Source organism: Paenibacillus sp. S150, from assembly GCF_019352175.1.
GTDB lineage: Bacteria > Bacillota > Bacilli > Paenibacillales > Paenibacillaceae > Paenibacillus_AQ.
This window is the reverse complement of record NZ_JACBYI010000046.1, coordinates 17,372-32,212: the sequence shown is the minus strand read 5'-3', so window position 1 is coordinate 32,212 and position 14,841 is coordinate 17,372. Positions and strand designations below refer to the sequence as shown.

The following is a 14,841-nucleotide window of genomic DNA, read 5'->3' as shown; positions in this document are numbered from 1 at the left end:
TAAACCATTTGCCCTTTTTTCATTTTTACGTTATTCCCCCAAGAAACTATGATTTGTTTTTCATATATTGTTTATGAGATTGGCGCCAATCTTACATTTTAGTTTCAAAGAGATTTTATGACTATCTTTTTTGAAGAAATAGAAAACACAAATTGATGAAAAGAAGGAAAACACAATGGCACTTGGTTGTGATACTGCAACGAATGTTACCGCGGCAAGATTAACTACTCTTACGAATAATAACTTCACGTTTGTCGGTAGATACTTAAATCGCGTAGAAGGGTATCAAGACGGTCTTACATCTGCAGAAGTTACCCGAATTTCTAATGGAGGATTGTTCATCGTATCTCTTTTTCAAATCAGCAAATCATTGGATCACTTCACCAATTCCAATGGTGTCAATGATGCGGAAACTGCCGTCGGACTGGCAAAAGATTTAGGGCAGACAAGCAGTACCCCCATTTATTTCGCTGTGGATCGCGACATGACCTCATCCGAAATTACAAGCTATGTAGTGCCCTATTTTCAAGGAATCTTATCGGTTCTAAACAATGGCACCAAGAATCCCAACTCCTATAAGTTGGGCGTGTATGGTTCAAGAGCCGTCTGTGGTTATATTCGTGGCACTTATTCGGCTACGACACGTTATACCTTCATTGTTGATAATAGCTGGCAAGGAACCTTTAATGATTGGAATCTGCGGCAATACAATTTTAATACGGTAGTTGGATCGGGTACTGGCAGCATTAACGTAGACTACGTGGAATCCTCTTCACATGGTGGCGGAGGTTGGAAGAAATAAGTCCACGTCGATAAAAGGCGATATAAAGGAGCGGCCATTGCATAACGGCCGCTCTTCTCTTTATTTTGTATTGCCCAACTTATCGTATGATGCATCATACGTCCATGTCAGACCACTGTCTTTACTGGACAGATAAATGGTGCCTGTTAAATTCTCATTATCCCTATGCCGGAGCAGAATCGGAAACAATCCTTCTTTTCCATTGAAAATCGGGGAAAGCGGCGTCTTTTGATATTCATCGAATGTTTCCGGTAAAGATACAACAAGCTTTTCCCAAGTCTCCCCCTTGTCTTTGGTCCAATAAATGACCGGTCCACTATCTTCATAATACCGGAATCCCAAAAAACCGATTTCCTTGTTGGCAAAACCAGCACCGGTCATATGCTCCGCATACAGATCATTGGGATTTCCAAGCTCCTGCCATGTCTTTCCTCCATCTGAGGTCTGATAAACATAATTCAGAGAATGTCCAACTCCGGCAGATCCACCTGCCACAATCCAGCCGTCCTGTTTATTTGTAAAGCCAATGAACTTGGCATCATATCCCTTTGCTCCTTCAATTGTGTAATCATTCCACGTTTCCCCTCTATCATCACTGACTAATACATGAAGCGGTGATTCGTTTCCATCTGCGAAACCATACACGATAGCGGTTTTATCCCCGGAAATAAAGAATCCGGTGTCCGTTCGTCCCATTCCCAAAACCGTTCCTGTTGTATCCAGCTTTAAGGGAGTTTTAGCTATAATCGCCCCATTCTGATAGGAGATCGAAACGTTGCCTTCTTGATTAATGGAATAGGAGTTGCCCGTATCATTTACTGCGACTTGTTCGCCGCTGGAATCGTAAGAATAAATGGATCCCGGTTTAAGCGCCGCGTTATTAGTTCGACCGCCTATATTCGTACAGGCAACTAATATGGCAAGTGATCCAATCAGGATTAAGACTGTTATAAACGCCATGACTCCATTTCGCTTCTCGTTCATATTCAATATACTTCTGAATCTCTGTTTCATCGTATGCTTCCCTCCTGAAAAATTCGTTATTAACGCAACATGAGGTGCAGCATTATGCTGCATTTCCGACAAAATGGCTTCACAGTATCTCTTGCGGTAGGCTAGGTCTTGCTTACGGACTACCGCATCATCACAGCTAATTTCAATCTCGCGAACAACTTCGCGCACCATAAACCACACGAACGGATTAAACCAGTGGATGGCTTGCACAATCAGCAGCATCAGCTTATATACGCTGTCATGTCTCTTATAGTGAACCAACTCATGCTTCATAATAAATTCCAAATCTTCATCACGATATTGGTCATGCGGTAAGAACAGAATTGGCTTATAAAAACCGACTAACATCGGATTTGGAACCGTACGGCTGGTTAGAACGATGACGGAACATTTTACGTTCATTTCATTAGAGACTTGATTTATTTTCGACACCATGCGGTCACTAAGAAGAGGATTGCTCCAGCGAAGAGCTTGCTTTCTAAACAAGCAGTAACTCATCACATGATAAAGCAAAAAAAGGGAAACCCCGGATAGCCAAAGCAGGGCCATAATAATCATAAGCGAAGGCGTATGATTAGACGCCCCGGCGTCCTGTTGGACCGGCTGCGAAATAACAGATATATCAGCCTGTGTGCCAAGGGATAAATTTTCTTGGAACGCCGTTACAATCCTTGAGCTTTCAGGAAGCGGGATCGATACAAAGCTATCACCAAATGAAAAAGGAAAGGGAAGCAGTAAACGTATCGTGACGATCAGCCAAACTCCATATTTCCATTTTGCCGAATAATGTTTGCTTAACATAGGAGACAAGAGAAGCAATCCGATTATCATCAGACTTGTCGATACAGAAATCAGCAAAATATCAGAGAAAAGACTTGTCCGCATCAGGGTTCCTCCTCTACCCGATCCAGCATTTCACGCAACTGGGCAAGATCGCGTTTATCAATAGCCTTTCCGTTGTACAGTGACATCACCATGTCTTGAACAGAATTGCCGAATAGCTTTTCAAGCGTGGACTTCCCTTCACTTTCCTTGTACTTCATCTCCGAGATCGCAGCATGGTAACTATTGCTGCGCCCTTGTTTCTGGCAATGCAGAAATCCCTTTTCAACCAGCCGCGACAACACAGTCATCAAAGTAGCCAAAGCCCATTTTCGTTTACCTCGTAATTGCTCCGAAATGTAAGAAGAACTAACCGGAGCTCCGGCTCTCCATATGACAAGCATAATTTCCAACTCTGCATCGGGTAGCCGTTTGATTTCATTGTCCATAAATCATTCTCCTCATTATACATTTGTATAACAGCTTTAATTATACACTTGTATAATGAGAGTGCAAGTAAATTTTTGCACTTTGGGTTCTATATTACAAACGTTTTTTTACAGGAAAAGGTTGCTTCTAATGACTTTATTCCAGACATCCTTTCTTCCCTGGCTTTTTTTATCCTTCGAACTCAAGGAGTGATTGTGTCATGTTCCTCCCCTTTCTTTCTCATTGGATTAGGTATGACCTGCCGTCCTCCACCCCAAGAGGCCCGCCTCTGTCTCTTTACGCTTCTACGTAACCAGACGGATATGGAAAGGATACTGTAAAATATTGGACATTTTCCCTGAATCATCCGATTCCTCAGCTATTTATATCTTGATATTCCAAAGCTACCCGGATGTCGTCACGGTCCCGCAGATGTGCGACATGCCGGGTGGCATCAGCACCAAAACCGCCTACAAGCTATTGCAAAACAACTCCATCGACCATTTTAAAATCGGCAGAGCCTATAAAATTCCCAAGATGAGTGTCATCTCCTATCTCCACCGCATCATGATTTCACATCCGCTTTCTAACACTGACGCTTTATTGCACTGAATCGTCTATTGAGCAGTGTTATAATAGAAGTGTCAATGGTAGGAGAATAGGGCTGCTAAACCAAGGAGGGAATAGATCGTGATAGCAGGCCACCTACAAGAAAAGAAAGGTCTTTTTTATATTGTTTTGAATTGCAAAGATGAATGTGGTAAGCGCAAACCCAAATGGATTCCAACGGGGCTTCCGTTAAAGGGCAATAAGAAGAAAGCAGAAGGGATGTTGCTGGAGGCGCGGCAAAACTTTGAAGCAACGCTTCAGGCAGAAGAACTGGCGAAAGAGCAAGTCGCGGCAGCTAGTGCGGATGATCCAACGGATGAAGAGCAAGTCCTGTTTGCCGATTTTATGGAGCAATGGCTGGAAATGATGAAATACCGGGTAGAGATCACCACTCATGCCAGTTATACGTTTGGTGTAAATGGCCGAATTGTTCCCTACTTTCGGGAGAAAGGCATCTTTCTTCAGGATGTGCAACCCAAGCATCTTCACGATTTTTACCATAAGATGCTAAAGGAATATCACTTATCCTCCGGAACCCTCCAACACTTTCATGCTTATATCCGCCAAGCCTTGCAATATGCCTTCAAGATGGACATGATCCCCTCCAATCCCGCGGATAAAGCGGAGCGGCCCAAGCGGGGGCAATTCATCGGCAGCTTCTATGACAGCCGGGAATTAAACCAGCTTTTTGAAGCGGTAAAGGGCGACTCAATCGAGCTTGCCGTGTTGCTCACCTCCTTCTACGGCTTGCGCCGCAGCGAAATTGCAGGCTTGAAATGGAAGGCCATCAACTTTCAGAATCAAACCCTAACCATTCAACATACGGTCATTCCCGTGTCCTATGGCGGCAAGCAGATTACACTGGAAAAGGATCGCGCCAAAAACAAAGCCAGTCATCGCACCTTGCCCTTGGTTCCTGCTTTTCAGGAGCTGCTGCAACGGATTCTGGAGGAGCAGCAAAAGAATCAGGCCTTGTATAAGGACTCCTACTCCAAGGCATATAAAGAGTACATCTACGTGGACAAATTGGGGGAACGAATCAAACCAGGCTACATCACGCAGCACTTTCCAATAATTTTGGGAAAGAACGAGATGCGGCGGATTCGCTTCCATGACCTTCGTCACAGCTGCGCCAGTCTGCTCCTGGCTAACGGCGTGAGCATGAAAGAGATTCAGGAATGGCTGGGCCACAGTCACTTTTCCACCACGGCCAACATCTACGCGCACCTGGATTATAGCTCCAAGATCTCATCGGCCCAAGTGATGAGCAATGTCCTCAGCTTTCTGCCTATATAAAACAGGCTCTAAACCGGCTATAAAAAGCCCATTCAGAACCTGTAATTGTTAGGTATGGTGCGGTCAAGAGGACTCGAACCTCCACAATGTTGCCATTACTGGCACCTGAAGCCAGCGCGTCTGCCAATTCCGCCATGACCGCATATTATGTATTACAGCGTTTTAATCGCCAACAACAAGATAATACTCTGTTTCCCAGAGAAAAGCAAGTGATTTTTATTGCATCCCAGCGGGCCAGCGAAGAACTGCCTTACAACCAAAAATGATAGGCTGTACCAATTAATCCTATTCATTATATATATTTCACTTATAAGCGTTCCTTATGGTACAACAGAGATAATTCCTGTTTCCCCTGAAAGGAGTCTTCTGATGAACCAGCAATGGAATACCGGAGTATATGATAAGGATATGGCTTTTGTCTCCCGGTTCGGAGAATCGCTGATCGGTCTGCTGCAGCCGCAGCCGGGGGAGTCTGTCATTGACTGGGGCTGCGGAACCGGAGATCTCGCTGCGGCCATCGCCGGACATGGAGCCGCCGTCACCGGAATCGACGCTTCCGCAGAAATGATTGCGGCGGCCCGCAGCAAGCATCCGCAGCTCAATTTCGTGCTCGCGGATGGTCAGGTCTACCGCCCGGAATTCCCCGCCGATGCCGTCTTCAGCAATGCGGCTCTGCATTGGCTGCAGGATGCGCAAGGAGCGGCGGCAAGCATTGCCGCCATCCTGCGCCCCGGCGGGCGCTTCGTGGCCGAATTCGGCGGACAGGGCAACATCGCCTCTGTTGTAGCCGGACTCCCGGATGCCTTCGGGGCTGCGGGGTGCAGCGGCAGGCTGAAGCTTCCCTGGTACTTCCCCAGCATCGGACAATACGCGGCTCTGCTGGAGCACAACGGTTTTACCGTCGAGCTGGCCCTTTGCTTCAGCCGTCCCACTCCGCTGGAGGGCGGAGAGCCAGGCTTCAGCCGCTGGCTGAATACCTTCGCGGGTGGAATATTGAGCGTGCTTACGCCTGATCAGCGCGATGCCGTGACGGCTTATATGGAGCGGAAACTGAAACCGCAATTATTTCGCGAAGGACGCTGGGTGATGGATTACCGCAGAATCCGGGTGGCTGCCAGGAAGCAGTGAGAAGTAAGTCCTCCACCCCGCCTGCGCTTCTTACGGGCCATACGTATGTTGCGCCGGAATCGCAGATTAACCGAAATTAGCCGGTTGCTCTTTCCGGTCCCCCACAAAGCGGCTGCTTCCCGCACCCATTCCCGCCACGAGCAGCAGAACGCTTGCAGCGGCCAATAACGCCAGAGGCAGGCTCCAGCTGCGGGTCATGTCATGAAGAAGCCCGAACAGGGCGGGACCCATGGCTGCCAGCAGATATCCGATAGATTGAGCCATTCCGGACAGCTCGCCGGCGTCCTGCACAGTACGGGTACGCAGGCTGAAGAACATCATGGCGAGGCCGAAGGCGAAGCCCCCGGCAATTCCGATGCAAATTGCCCATAGGACCATCCATGAGCTGCTTCCCAGCCAAACCCCGAGAATGCCGGCCATAAAAAGAACGGATGTGACCAGCACCAGGCTCCGCTGGTTTTTCATTCGCCCTGCCCAGAGCGGCACAAAAAAGGTAAACGGCAGCTGGGCCAGCTGCATAAGGGAAAGAATCCAGCCTGCATGGCTGGAGGACATCCCCCGTTCACCCAAAATGACCGAAAACCAGGCGATCAGCACATAGTAAAGCAGCGATTGCAGACCCATGAACAGGGTGACCTGCCACGCCAGCAGAGAGCGCCATATCTGTGCCGATGATTTCCCTGTGCCCGCAGTGCTGCCCTGCGCCAGGTTGCGCATCTGCGGAATCCAGAACAGAGCTGCCAGCGCGGCCACAATAAACCACATAGCCAATGTGCCCCGCCAGCCGAATCCGGCATGCTGCGCCAGCGGAACACTGACGCCCGAGGCGGCAGCGGCACAAATATTCATAGCTACGGTATACACCCCGGTCATAAGTCCAATCCGTTCAGGGAACCTGCCTTTGATCAGTCCCGGCAGCAGCACGTTGCAGACCGCGATGGACAATCCGATCAGGGCGGTGCCTGAGAACAGCATCGCCGTCCCCGCACCCGAACGGATCAAAATGCCCATCGACAAGGCAAGCATAGCCAACATAAGAACGTTCACGGTGCCAAAACGGCGGGCCAGCCGCGGAGCGAACGGAGACAGCAGGGCAAATGCCAGCAGTGGCAATGTGGTTATCGCTCCAGCAAGTGTATTGGATAATTCCAGATCATCGCGGATCATGCCCAGCAGAGGTCCGACAGAGGTGAAGGGAGCCCGGAGGGCGGCTGCGACGAAGATAATCCCCATGACGGGCAGAATGCCGCCGGCCCCATTGTCCGGCGCGGTCTTGTCCAGCTTTTGAAGAGTAAGGGCTTGTTGCTTTGCTTTCATGATGTTCCTCCCGGTTGCAGCGGATAACCAAGGCAAGCCCCGGGCCTGCCGGGCGGTATACGCTGCTCTATGTAATAATCACATTGTTACATTATATCTTCTTATTGCCGGCGCTGCACAAATTTCCGGCTGATTGGGGCTTCCGTGCAGGCATAAAACCGCCAGTCCCAAGGACCGGCGGTGCTCTTTGTCATAAAGACGGTTATACCCAGAGAGATTTAGAAATGATTACGAGCAGGATGAACAGAACCAGAATGGCACCTGTAGACGTAAAAGCGCCGTACCCTCCAACATTTTCGCCCATGATTACTCCTCCTTCTTACTGGAATACAATTAATTTATGTAAACAGGGCGGATTCGGATTGGGTGAACAGGCAAAAAAAGCAGGCATCATTCCCAATTTTAAATATCTTTCCGTTGACAAATGACTTAACCCTCTTTAGTATCCTAAACATGAGATCCTTATTGAGAACGACTCTCAACAGAGATATATAAATCCACAGAAATGAGTGAACCGGAGATGCTGCGTCGTTTTTTTTCCTATTACCGTCCTTATAAAAAATTATTTTTTCTCGACTTCACCTGTGCGGTGGGCGCCGGCCTTCTGGAGCTGGCTTTTCCGGTGGCCGTCAACAAGTTCATCGATGATCTGCTGCCGGGCCAGGACTGGCCGCTGATTCTGGTCGCCTGTATCGCGCTGATGGCTATTTACGCCCTGAATACCGCGATGCAATATATCGTCACGTACTGGGGGCATATGCTGGGAATCAACATCGAAACCGATATGCGCAAAAAGATGTTCAATCATATCCAGAAGCTGTCCTTCCGCTTTTTTGACAACAATAAAACCGGGCATCTGATCGGCCGCATCACGAATGACCTGAACGATATCGGCGAGGTTGCGCATCATGGGCCGGAGGATGTGTTCATTGCGGTGATGACCCTTGTGGGTGCCTTTATCCTGATGGCCGACATCAATCTCAAGCTGGCGGTTATCACCTTCATCATTGTGCCGCTCATGGCCTGGGTTATTATCTATTTCGGCCGCAATATGACCTCCACCTATCACCAGCTCTTCGGCAATGTGGGCAACTTCAATGCCCGGATCGAGGATAATGTCGGGGGAATCCGGGTGGTTCAGTCCTTTGCCAATGAGGAATATGAGAAAAAGCTCTTCGCCGTCGACAATCAAATGTTCCGCAAGACCAAGCTGATGGCGTACAAGCTGATGGCCAAAAGCATGTCGGTCAGCTATATGATGACCCGCCTGATTACGATCGTCGTGATGGTCTGCGGCGCCTGGTTCTTCATTCAGGGAGAGCTTGCGATTGGAGAATTCGTTGCCTTTATTTTGCTGTCCAATATCTTTTTCCGGCCCATTGACAAGATCAACGCCGTCATCGAGAGCTATCCAAAGGGGATTGCCGGATTCAAACGCTACCTTGAGATCATGGATACGGAGCCTGATATCGCCGATAAGCCCGGCGCGGTGGATGTCCGCTCCCTTCACGGAGATATAGTCTTTGACAGGGTCAGCTTCGGCTATGAAACGGACCGTCCGGTGCTGGATGGCATCAACCTGAAGGTGAACGCCGGTGAAACCGTCGCTTTCGTGGGTCCATCCGGCGCCGGAAAAACTACGATATGCAGCCTGCTGCCCCGCTTCTATGATGTTACAGACGGTGCCATCTCCATCGATGGAACGGACATCCGCGACATGAAGCTGAGCGCGCTGCGGAAGCAGATCGGGATTGTCCAGCAGGATGTCTTCCTCTTCTCCGGCACGATCCGCGAGAATATCGCCTACGGCAAGCTGGACGCGGAGCTGCCGGAAATCTGGGAGGCCGCCAGACGCGCGCATCTGGAGGAGCTGATTAACGGGCTTCCGGCCGGAATGGATACCGTCATTGGAGAACGCGGCGTGAAGCTGTCCGGCGGACAGAAGCAGCGGCTCGCCATTGCCCGGATGTTCCTGAAGAATCCGCCGATCCTGATTCTCGATGAAGCGACCTCGGCGCTGGACACCGAGACGGAGGCTGCGATCCAGCAGTCGCTGGCCGACCTGTCCGTCGGCCGGACCACCCTGGTGATCGCCCACCGCCTCACCACGATCAAAAATGCCGACCGGATCATCGTCGTCAGCGAGGATGGCATCTCCGAAGAAGGCCGCCACGAAGAGCTGCTGAACGCCGGAGGCACATACAGCCGCCTGTATCAGGCGCAGTATAACGCGTAGGCGGTTAAAACAGCCCTCCAGCAGAGGAAAAGTGACCTAGCCGCACTCTGTACAGATAGAAGCGTGGTGAAAAAGTGACCGGAGAGCCGAGAGGGAGTAGGAACAGCGATAGCGGTCGACTTTGTAGCCGGATTTCCCCCTATAGGGGTTACAAAATCTAAAAAATCTGGCTACAACAGCGAGTGGAAACCCCTATCGGCCGTAAAAAACGACAAAATCACCACACTTTTAGATCAACGTGAAATTGCCGATTGGCGCCACAACACTGTTTTCAACTGTACAAAATACAATGATTCCGCAAAAAAAGAGGTTTCACGCTCCCGGTTGTCCAGATGCGGCGTGACTTTCCCGAAATATACTTTACCAGACAAAACCATCCTCCAGACGCCCTCATGAACTTGGGCTCTAATGCGGATGGTTTTGTTGCTTATAAGGGCATATGCTCTTTGAGCTGAATACCGGAGAGCTGCGGCCCGCAGGGAAATGCAAGGGTTGTTCCATGAAGCGTTGCTGGCCGGGCTTGGACTTATTCTACGACTTAGTGCCTATCCCAGAATAAATAAGTAAGAAATATGGGTAAGAAAAAAAGTAAGAGGTGATGAGAGTTGGCCAGCCCTGCCCCAACAACGGCATTTCTGCCGTTATTCCGGGGCGCGCGGGCCAGCTCCACCCCAACTACGGCATTTCTGCCGTTATTCCGGGGCGCGCGGGCCAGCCCCGCCTCAACAACGGCATTTCTGCCGTTATTCCGGGGCGTGCGGGCCAGCTTCGCCCCAACAACGGCATTTCTGCCGTTATTCCGGGGCGCGCGGGCCAGCTTCGCCCCAACTACGGCATTTCTGCCGTTATTCCGGGGCGCGCGGGCCAGCTCCGCCCCAACTACGGCATTTCTGCCGTTATTCCGGGGCGCGCGGGCCAGCTTCGCCTCAACTACGGCATTTCTGCCGTTATTCCGGGGCGTGCGGGCCAGCTTCGCCTCAACAACGGCATTTCTGCCGTTATTTCGGGGCGCACGGGCCAACCCTGCCCCAACAACGGCATTTCTGCCGTTATTCCGGGGCGTGCGGGCCAGCTCCGCCCCAACAACGGCATTTCTGCCGTTATTTCGGGGGCGCGTTGCAGTAATCTTGCGAATAATCTCACACAACGAGAAAGAGTAAGCGAATAAGTGTGGAAGCAAGCGCCGGGAAGGGAGCTGCCGGACGTTCAGCTTGCCCGCTCCGCACCTGCACAAGGGGATAAGCCCAAAAAGCCCGCTACACGCGTACCTATTATGGACTGGACACTCAGAAAAAAGGCATGCGGGCTGTTGTCCGCTTGAAAGAAGGCATGGAACTATGAAGCCCTGCTTCTTTTCGCCTGCGCACAGACCGTTTGGAGAAGCGTACAATCCGTTCATTCCCGGTAACTTATTTGGGGATAGGTTCTTAATCCGTTAATCCGCCACTATGCCCAGGAAGCGCACCGCCAGTTCCCGGTAAAAGCCGATGGACTCCAGGTAGGCTTCAATGTCTACCCACTCGTCCGGCTGATGGGCCATGGCGGGATCGCCGGGGCCGTAGATCAGGACGGGCAGCCTGCCGTTGTCGTGCAGCACGGAGCCGTCCGTGTAGTAGGGGACGCCCTGCACCGCAGGTTCTGCTTCTCCTGCTCCGCCAGCCCCCCTCTCTGTTTCGCTGTCCGCTGCTTCAGCAGATACTTCAGCCCCCCCAGCTCCCCTCGCGGCTTCTCTGCTCACTGCGCCTGCGGTTCCGGCCGCTCCTCCCGAAGCTGCGATCTCCATAGCTGCAGCGATCAGCTCCCTGCCGGGGTCCGTGCAGACCACACTGCGGTCCAGCAACTGCTCCACCTCATACCGGTAATCGGGATGAAGCTGCTTGATCTCTTGCAGCCGGGCTTCGATCTCCCGGAGCAGCGAAGCGTGCTCCAGCGGCGGAACGGTGCGGATATCGACATCGACCGTGCAGCGGTCGGCAATGACATTCGTCTGCACGCCGCCTTCAATCCGGTTCACCGACAGGCTGCTTGAGCCAAGCACAGCATCATGCGCCTGCCATTCCAGCGCATGACGGCGCAGCAGGGCGACGACCTCCGTCATGCCCTCGACGGCATTTACGCCAAGCTGCGGCATGGAGCCATGGGCGCTGCGCCCGAACAAGGAAATGCGCAGCCACAAAGCGCCTTTGTGGCCGACCGCCACCCGGCTGCTGGTCGGCTCACCGATGACAATGCCGTCCAGCTCACGCAGGCTGTTCTGCCCGGCATACATCCGTGCGCCGCAGCTGTCGACCTCTTCCCCGGCGGTCGCCAGGAAGACCAGATCACCGGCCAGCCGGATTCCCTCCCGGTGCAGCGAGGCGGCGGCGAGCAGCATGGCGGCGAGGCCGCTTTTCATATCCGAGGCGCCCCGTCCGTACATCCGCCCGCCTTCGATCACCGCGCCATGCGGCGGGTAGCTGCCGGCGGCGGCGGTCCAGGGGCTGACGGTATCCAGATGGCCGCAGAACATCAGCTTCTTGCCGCCGCTTCCCTTGATCACGGCCTCCAGATTGCTGCGCCCCTGTTCCACACCCTTGATGCGGCTCTCAATGCCAAGCCCACGCAAAGCCTCCTGCAGCAGCACGGACAGGCGGTGCTCGTTGCCCGGGGGATTGCAGGTGTCCACCTCAATCAAACGCTGCAAAAAGGGAACGGCAAATTCCCGGCTTCTCACATTAATCATGCTCCACGATCCTCCGGATTCTGTAATTTTCAATAATGGTTATGTTGAAATGTACGGCATACGGGAACAATTTGCAGCCGAAAAAGTCACGTTCGCTACAGAATGAGGATCGCCGACCTGTACCTACCCCTTCACCGCGCTTCCCGCCACACCCTGAATAATGTATCTTTGGCCGAGCAGAAAGACGATAATCATCGGGACGATTCCCGCCGTTGCCGCCGCCATCATGCCGTTGTAATCCACGTTGTTCTCCAGGATGAAGTTCTGCAGCCCCAGCGGAACGGTGTACAGGTCTTTATCCAGCAGGAACACCAGCGCGTTCTCATAATCGTTCCAATGCCAGGAGAAGTCGATGACCGCCAGAGTCGCCAGCGCGGGCTTGGCCAGCGGCAGCACCAGCCGGAAGAAAATGCGGAAGTGCCCCGCCCCGTCGATAAAAGCGGCCTCGGAAATTTCCGCGGGCACGGACAGGTAAAATTGGCGCAGCATGAACACGCCGAAGATCGTGAACATGCCCGGCAGAATCAGCGCCCAGTGTGTATTGTAGATGCCGGCCCAGTCAAACATAAGGAACTTCGGCACGAACAGCACCTGCGGCGGAACCATCATCATCGACAGGTAGACCAGGAACAGCGGCTCCCGTCCCTTGAACTGAATCCGCGCGAAGCCGTAAGCGGCAAAGGAGGAGAGGAATACCGCGCCGGCTGTGCTGATCAGCGATATTTTCAGAGAGTTGAGATAATAAGTGGCGAAGCTGTCGCTGCCGGTCCACACCTTGATATGATGCTCCCAGTTCAGGGTGGACGGAATCCACCGGATCGGATATTTGAACACATCGGCAGGCGATTTGAACGAGGTGCTGATCATCCAGATAAATGGCACAATCATTAAAAGGGCGAAGCCGGCCATGATAAGGGTGACGATGATTTTGCGGATATCGATGACGGAATCGCCTTTGATCTCGCGCAGGCCCGGAGCAGCCGGATTAACAGTGGCTTTTTGCATTGGAACCTCCTAAAAGTTTTGTGAGCATCCGCTCCTTGATTTGCTTCATGCAAAACTCGCTCCGGATGCTAGTAATGAACCCAGCGTTTCTGCCCCACCCACTGTAGCACGGTGAAGATCAGAATAATGGCGAACAACGCCCAGCTGACAGCGGCGGCATAGCCCATGTCGTAATAGCGGAAGGCATTCTGGTAAATGTACAGGGAGAGCACGGTCGTGCTGTTCCCGGGTCCGCCCTGGGTAATCGCCTGAATGATGCCGAAGTTCTTGATTGTCATAATCAGCCCGGTAATCAGCAGCAGGAAGGTGGTCGGACTCACCAGCGGCCAGACGATGCGGCGGATGATTTGCCAGCGGCGCGCACCGTCGATGGTGGCGGCCTCCATCAGCTCCTCGGGGATCTCCTGCAGGGCGGCCAGAAATATAATCATGTTGTAGCCGAGCATAAACCAGATCCAGATGATGTCTATCGCATACATCGAGGTCTCCGTGGTGGACAGCCAGCCCGGAGGATGGGCAATTCCGATGCCCCGCAAAAAGCCGTTAATCGGCCCCGAGGTCGGCTGGAACAGCAGCATCCATACGAAGGCGATGGCCACTCCGCTCGTAATATAGGGCATGAAATAAAGCGCCCGCAGCGTTTTTAGCATATAGACCGATTTGTTCAGAATCACCGCCACGGCAAAGGACAGCAGAATCGATACCGGAACCGCCAGCAGAAAAATAAACGTATTCTTCAGCGCCACGTAAAAGTTCCCGTCCCCGAGCATCCGCACCACATTGTCAAGCCCGATAAAATGAATCTCCGGGTTCATAAACCTGTAATCGGTGAACATCAGATAAAACGAATAGGCGGCCGGAATAACAAAAAAAAGCAATACCCCGAGCATGTTCGGCCCGATGAAGATATAGCCCAGCCTGCTCTGCTTCTGCATCCATGATTTGTTCATTGTGTCCTCTCACTCCTTCAGTCTGTGATCTCGCACTAAGCATAACAAGCGGAGCGGGGGGTCTGTAAGGAACATAACCATTGAATGAATATCACAGAAATACTCATTTTTGCGGCCTTGCGCATGTTGGCGGAGAGGGAAAATGTTCTATCCTGGACCCGCGATCTCCGAGCGGTGCGTCTTGCTGCCGAAGCGGCGAATTTCGCAGCAAAAACTTAAAGCTCTTCTGTAAATTTGCTTCGTCTGCTGGCGGCGGAGCCAAGCTTAAGGCTCTTCTGCAAAAATATCATCGTCTGCGGTGCCGCGAATTAGCGCCATGGAGGTCCAATGGGAGATTCAGCTGTCGGGGTATGGAGGGGACGCGCGGTGATAGTGGGAGGCACGGGGTCTGGAGCAGTTGCGGACGTTCGGTACCACATTATGTTTTTAGCGGGAAAACAAGTGGAAACGGCTTCGCCGTTCTTATAAGGACGGTATCCGTTTCGCCCCCTTGCAGAGGAATACGCCTACA

Annotated in this window: 14 protein-coding genes and 1 tRNA gene; 6 read left to right on the top strand and 9 right to left on the bottom strand. The window is 52.0% G+C overall.

The window, feature by feature from the left end; translation table 11 throughout:
* The first annotated feature begins 175 nt into the window (after positions 1-175).
* Positions 176-802, top strand: coding sequence for a glycoside hydrolase domain-containing protein (locus tag HYD27_RS27170; RefSeq protein WP_219220503.1), 627 nt, complete (start codon positions 176-178; stop codon positions 800-802).
* Positions 803-862: 60 nt separating this feature from the next.
* On the opposite strand, the gene HYD27_RS27165 is transcribed toward HYD27_RS27170, so the two are convergent.
* Positions 863-2,701 (bottom strand): M56 family metallopeptidase, encoded by a 1,839-nt coding sequence (locus HYD27_RS27165; protein ID WP_219220501.1) that lies wholly within the window; start codon positions 2,699-2,701, stop codon positions 863-865.
* Positions 2,701-3,087 carry a BlaI/MecI/CopY family transcriptional regulator gene (locus tag HYD27_RS27160; protein WP_219220499.1) on the bottom strand — a complete coding sequence of 129 codons (387 nt, stop codon included), beginning with the start codon at positions 3,085-3,087 and terminating at the stop codon, positions 2,701-2,703. Before HYD27_RS27160 ends, HYD27_RS27165 begins: the two co-directional genes overlap by 1 nt.
* A gap of 325 nt (positions 3,088-3,412) precedes the next feature.
* Here HYD27_RS27160 and HYD27_RS27155 point away from each other — a divergent pair, with 325 nt between their 5' ends.
* Positions 3,413-3,679, top strand: coding sequence for a helix-turn-helix domain-containing protein (locus tag HYD27_RS27155; protein ID WP_228745366.1), 267 nt, complete (start codon positions 3,413-3,415; stop codon positions 3,677-3,679).
* A 78-nt stretch (positions 3,680-3,757) separates the two neighbouring features.
* A complete protein-coding gene (locus HYD27_RS27150; protein ID WP_309242130.1) occupies positions 3,758-4,972 on the top strand; it encodes a tyrosine-type recombinase/integrase in 1,215 nt (404 codons plus the stop codon).
* Positions 4,973-5,027: 55 nt separating this feature from the next.
* On the opposite strand, the gene HYD27_RS27145 is transcribed toward HYD27_RS27150, so the two are convergent.
* Positions 5,028-5,114: transfer RNA gene (locus tag HYD27_RS27145), tRNA-Leu, on the bottom strand.
* A 227-nt stretch (positions 5,115-5,341) separates the two neighbouring features.
* On the opposite strand from HYD27_RS27145, the gene HYD27_RS27140 reads away from it, so the two are divergent.
* A complete protein-coding gene (locus HYD27_RS27140) occupies positions 5,342-6,100 on the top strand; it encodes a class I SAM-dependent methyltransferase (RefSeq protein ID WP_219220497.1) in 759 nt (252 codons plus the stop codon).
* A gap of 66 nt (positions 6,101-6,166) precedes the next feature.
* Here HYD27_RS27140 and HYD27_RS27135 read toward each other — a convergent pair whose 3' ends face one another.
* Both HYD27_RS27135 and HYD27_RS27130 read right to left on the bottom strand, forming a co-directional pair.
* Positions 6,167-7,417, bottom strand: a complete 1,251-nt coding sequence (locus tag HYD27_RS27135) for a CynX/NimT family MFS transporter (RefSeq protein WP_219220496.1) — start codon at positions 7,415-7,417, stop codon at positions 6,167-6,169.
* Positions 7,418-7,619: 202 nt separating this feature from the next.
* The gene (locus tag HYD27_RS27130) at positions 7,620-7,721 is read right to left on the bottom strand and encodes a YjcZ family sporulation protein (protein WP_219220494.1); all 102 of its coding nucleotides are present in this window, start codon (positions 7,719-7,721) and stop codon (positions 7,620-7,622) included.
* Between the two features lie 216 nt (positions 7,722-7,937).
* Between HYD27_RS27130 and HYD27_RS27125 the strand changes: the two genes are divergently transcribed.
* Positions 7,938-9,653 carry an ABC transporter ATP-binding protein gene (locus HYD27_RS27125; protein WP_219220491.1) on the top strand — a complete coding sequence of 572 codons (1,716 nt, stop codon included), beginning with the start codon at positions 7,938-7,940 and terminating at the stop codon, positions 9,651-9,653.
* 538 nt (positions 9,654-10,191) lie between these two features.
* Here HYD27_RS27125 and HYD27_RS27120 read toward each other — a convergent pair.
* From HYD27_RS27120 to HYD27_RS27105, 4 genes are all read right to left on the bottom strand, one after another.
* Positions 10,192-10,800, bottom strand: coding sequence for a hypothetical protein (locus HYD27_RS27120; RefSeq protein ID WP_219220489.1), 609 nt, complete (start codon positions 10,798-10,800; stop codon positions 10,192-10,194).
* Between the two features lie 288 nt (positions 10,801-11,088).
* Positions 11,089-12,375, bottom strand: coding sequence for a M20 family metallopeptidase (locus tag HYD27_RS27115; RefSeq protein ID WP_219220487.1), 1,287 nt, complete (start codon positions 12,373-12,375; stop codon positions 11,089-11,091).
* A 123-nt stretch (positions 12,376-12,498) separates the two neighbouring features.
* Positions 12,499-13,284, bottom strand: coding sequence for a carbohydrate ABC transporter permease (locus tag HYD27_RS27110; protein WP_375373949.1), 786 nt, complete (start codon positions 13,282-13,284; stop codon positions 12,499-12,501).
* A gap of 164 nt (positions 13,285-13,448) precedes the next feature.
* Positions 13,449-14,330, bottom strand: a complete 882-nt coding sequence (locus HYD27_RS27105) for a carbohydrate ABC transporter permease (RefSeq protein WP_219220483.1) — start codon at positions 14,328-14,330, stop codon at positions 13,449-13,451.
* Positions 14,331-14,414: 84 nt separating this feature from the next.
* Here HYD27_RS27105 and HYD27_RS32510 point away from each other — a divergent pair, with 84 nt between their 5' ends.
* A complete protein-coding gene (locus HYD27_RS32510; RefSeq protein WP_255596520.1) occupies positions 14,415-14,549 on the top strand; it encodes a hypothetical protein in 135 nt (44 codons plus the stop codon).
* The last annotated feature ends 292 nt before the right edge of the window (positions 14,550-14,841 follow it).

What these genes read in the sequence shown, in the direction of transcription:
- HYD27_RS27160 (WP_219220499.1), bottom strand. Translation starts at nt 3,087, where the DNA reads ATGGACAATGAAATCAAACGGCTACCCGATGCAGAGTTGGAAATTATG.
- HYD27_RS27125 (WP_219220491.1), top strand. Translation starts at nt 7,938, where the DNA reads ATGCTGCGTCGTTTTTTTTCCTATTACCGTCCTTATAAAAAATTATTT.
- HYD27_RS27115 (WP_219220487.1), bottom strand. Translation starts at nt 12,375, where the DNA reads ATGATTAATGTGAGAAGCCGGGAATTTGCCGTTCCCTTTTTGCAGCGT.
- HYD27_RS27130 (WP_219220494.1), bottom strand. Translation starts at nt 7,721, where the DNA reads ATGGGCGAAAATGTTGGAGGGTACGGCGCTTTTACGTCTACAGGTGCC.
- HYD27_RS27170 (WP_219220503.1), top strand. Translation starts at nt 176, where the DNA reads ATGGCACTTGGTTGTGATACTGCAACGAATGTTACCGCGGCAAGATTA.
- HYD27_RS27140 (WP_219220497.1), top strand. Translation starts at nt 5,342, where the DNA reads ATGAACCAGCAATGGAATACCGGAGTATATGATAAGGATATGGCTTTT.
- HYD27_RS27105 (WP_219220483.1), bottom strand. Translation starts at nt 14,330, where the DNA reads ATGAACAAATCATGGATGCAGAAGCAGAGCAGGCTGGGCTATATCTTC.
- HYD27_RS32510 (WP_255596520.1), top strand. Translation starts at nt 14,415, where the DNA reads ATGAATATCACAGAAATACTCATTTTTGCGGCCTTGCGCATGTTGGCG.
- HYD27_RS27110 (WP_375373949.1), bottom strand. Translation starts at nt 13,284, where the DNA reads ATGGCCGGCTTCGCCCTTTTAATGATTGTGCCATTTATCTGGATGATC.
- HYD27_RS27135 (WP_219220496.1), bottom strand. Translation starts at nt 7,417, where the DNA reads ATGAAAGCAAAGCAACAAGCCCTTACTCTTCAAAAGCTGGACAAGACC.
- HYD27_RS27165 (WP_219220501.1), bottom strand. Translation starts at nt 2,701, where the DNA reads ATGCGGACAAGTCTTTTCTCTGATATTTTGCTGATTTCTGTATCGACA.